Origin of the sequence: Xanthomonas sp. SHU 308 (assembly GCF_000364645.1) — a bacterium.
Classification (GTDB): domain Bacteria; phylum Pseudomonadota; class Gammaproteobacteria; order Xanthomonadales; family Xanthomonadaceae; genus Xanthomonas_A; species Xanthomonas_A sontii.
The window spans coordinates 1-2447 of the sequence record NZ_AQOK01000516.1 but is presented as its reverse complement, the minus strand read 5'-3'; the positions used below and the strand labels follow the sequence as shown (position 1 = coordinate 2447).

The window sequence follows — 2447 nt, the reverse complement described above, 5'->3', positions numbered from 1 at the left end:
CGCAAAAGCCGCTCGGCGGCAGCGGCGGGTACAGGTTGGTGGACAGCAGCCAGTTGTTGAGGGTGACCGCACGGTCGATCCGTGCCCAGTCCAGCCACGCGCCGATGCCGCCGCACAGGCCGCGTACCGGCGCGGCCAGCGCGCCCGGCAACAGCCGCGCGGCTTCCTCGGCGGCGTAGTCGGCATAGGTGGTGCGCGGCGAGCACACCCAGGCGTTGCCCGGGTGGCGTTCGCCGACCGTCACCGGCAGCGCGAGCGCGCCGGCCTGCAGCACCTCGATGCGCGCATGCGCGTTGTCGGCCAGCTGCTGCGCCTCGCCGCCGGCATGCAGCGCGGCGAAGCGTTGCAGCTGCGCGGCGTAGTCGGCGGCTGCGGCGGGGGCGTCGCCATGGCTCATGGCGGCGGCAGTGCCTCGCCGTCCCACTCGGTATCGCGGGTGGCGGCTTCGCGCACGCTGCAGCGTTGTGCCAGCGCCAGGCGCGCGTGGCTGCCCAGGTCGCACAGCGTGCCGGCCAACGGCCAGCGGTCGCCGCGCGGCGCCAGTACGTCCTCGGCGCGTGCGTAGTCGCGGCGCCACTGCCGCAGCCGACCCTGGCCCAGCGCCGCCGGCAACGCCACGCCCAGCATCAGCATGCCCAGCATCGCTGCGCGGTCGTCGGCCGGGCGCAACGGCGCCGGCGCCGCGCCCGCGTCGCCGCACAGCAAGGCCACCAGCGGATCGGTCGCGGCGAACAGGTGCAGGCCGCTGGTCGCACGCGGATTGCATTCGATCACGCTGCAGCGCCCTTGCGCGGACACCATCCAGTCGAAGGAAATCTGCCCAGTGAAGCGCAGCGCCTGCACCAGTTGCGCGGTGAAACGCTCGATCTGCGGGTTCGGTGCGGCGTCGAAGTAGTAGCTGGAACTGCGCCGCAGGCGGTAGCGCGGGCGGTACACCGCATGCGCCAGCAGCACGCCGTCGCGCGCCAGCGCATACGAGCAGCGTTCCTCGCCCTCATAGTAGCGCTGTGCGACCCAGTCGCCCTGCGCGGGCAGCGGCGTGGCATCGGCGGTCACACCGTCCGGATAGAGCCGGACATGCACGCCGAATCGCGAGAATTCTGGTTTCAATACCAGCGGCGCGTCGCCGGCCCATTCGCGCGCCTGCGCCAGGCTGCGCACGCGCACGCTGGCGGGCACCTCCACATCGCTGCCGAGTCCGAGCGCCAGTTCCATGAAGTGGTACTTGCTGTGCAGCGTGCGCAGCGTGTCGAAGTCGTGCAACGGCAGCTGCAACTGCGTCGGCAGCGCACTGCGATAGCGGGCCAGGTAGAACACTTCCTCGCAGGTCGGCACCAGCACGTCGATGCGCTGGCGCGCGAGCAGGGCGTTGAGATCGGCCAGCCAGGCGCGTGGCGCATCGCGTGCCGGTGCGATGCGGTGATGCCCGGCCACCGCGCGCGACCAGCCGGAGATGCGGCTGGCGACGCTGTCGGCCAGGTGCACCCGCCAACCCTGCGTGGCGAAGCGGCGCGCCAGGTCCAGCGCGACCGGCGCGCGTGCGCCGGTGATCAGCACCCCGCGGGCCTCAGCCATGCGTGTGCTCCGTCGGTGCCGGCCGCCATTGCCGACAATGCGAGGGCACCAGGCGCAAGCCCGGCTCGGCCTGGCGCAGCGCATGCAGCCGCGCCAGGGTGTCGCGATACACGCGATGCTCGCCGAGCAGGCGGGTGACCAGGGCCGGCGGCGGCGTGCCGTCGGCGAGCGCGGCGCTGGACCAGGCCGCGTCGGCGATCAGGAACACCGGGCCGTGCGCGTCCTCGAACCACAGGCCGTAGTGGCCGGGCGCATGTCCGGGCAGCGGCACCAGCAGCACGCTGCCGTCGCCGAACAGGTCGCGCGGCGTGCCGAAGTCGCGCAGTGCGGCGGGCGACAGCGCCGTGGGCAGCGCCTCGATCCAGTGCATGCGCGGGCGCGCGCCGTGCAGCAGCGCCGGCAGGAAACCTTCGCGCAGCGCGGCCAGCCGGCCGCGGCGCTGCAGATCGTCCCAGGCCTGTTGCGCGCAGGCCAGGCGCGCCTGCGGGAAATCGGCGACGCCGCCGACGTGGTCGCCATGGAAATGCGACAGCACGATCCAGTCGATGCGCTCCGCATCCACGCCGTCGCGGGCGAGTTGTTCGCGTAGCGATTGCCCAGGTGCCAACTGCACCGGGGTCAGCCAGCGGTACAGGCGTTCGGGGAAGCGCGCGGTGGCGTCGAAGAAGTGGGGCGAATAGCCGGTATCGAACAACAGGTCGCCCTGCTGTGGATGCTGCAGCAGGGCCGCCAGCGCCGGGAACGGGCACGGCGCCAGCGGCGCGCCGCGGCGCGTGGCGCGTTCGGGGTGCGTGCAGTGGCCAGCCTCGTACAGCCGCCAGCGCAGCCGGGGCGCGCTCATGGCCGCCCCAGCGCGGCCAGCCCGGCCTCGG

General features: G+C 73.3%; 2 protein-coding genes and 1 pseudogene. All 3 read right to left on the bottom strand.

Annotated elements, in window-relative coordinates:
• Nucleotides 1-397: pseudogene (locus D588_RS0115495) on the bottom strand (hypothetical protein); the annotation flags it as partial.
• Nucleotides 394-1575 carry a hypothetical protein gene (locus D588_RS0115490; RefSeq protein WP_026143762.1) on the bottom strand — a complete coding sequence of 394 codons (1182 nt, stop codon included), beginning with the start codon at nucleotides 1573-1575 and terminating at the stop codon, nucleotides 394-396. The gene D588_RS0115490 and the pseudogene D588_RS0115495, both read right to left, overlap by 4 nt.
• Entirely contained in the window at nucleotides 1568-2416 is an 849-nt protein-coding gene (locus D588_RS0115485; protein WP_017916633.1) for an MBL fold metallo-hydrolase, read from the bottom strand. The genes D588_RS0115490 and D588_RS0115485 overlap by 8 nt, the downstream gene beginning before the upstream one ends.
• Between the last annotated feature and the right edge of the window lie 31 nt (nucleotides 2417-2447).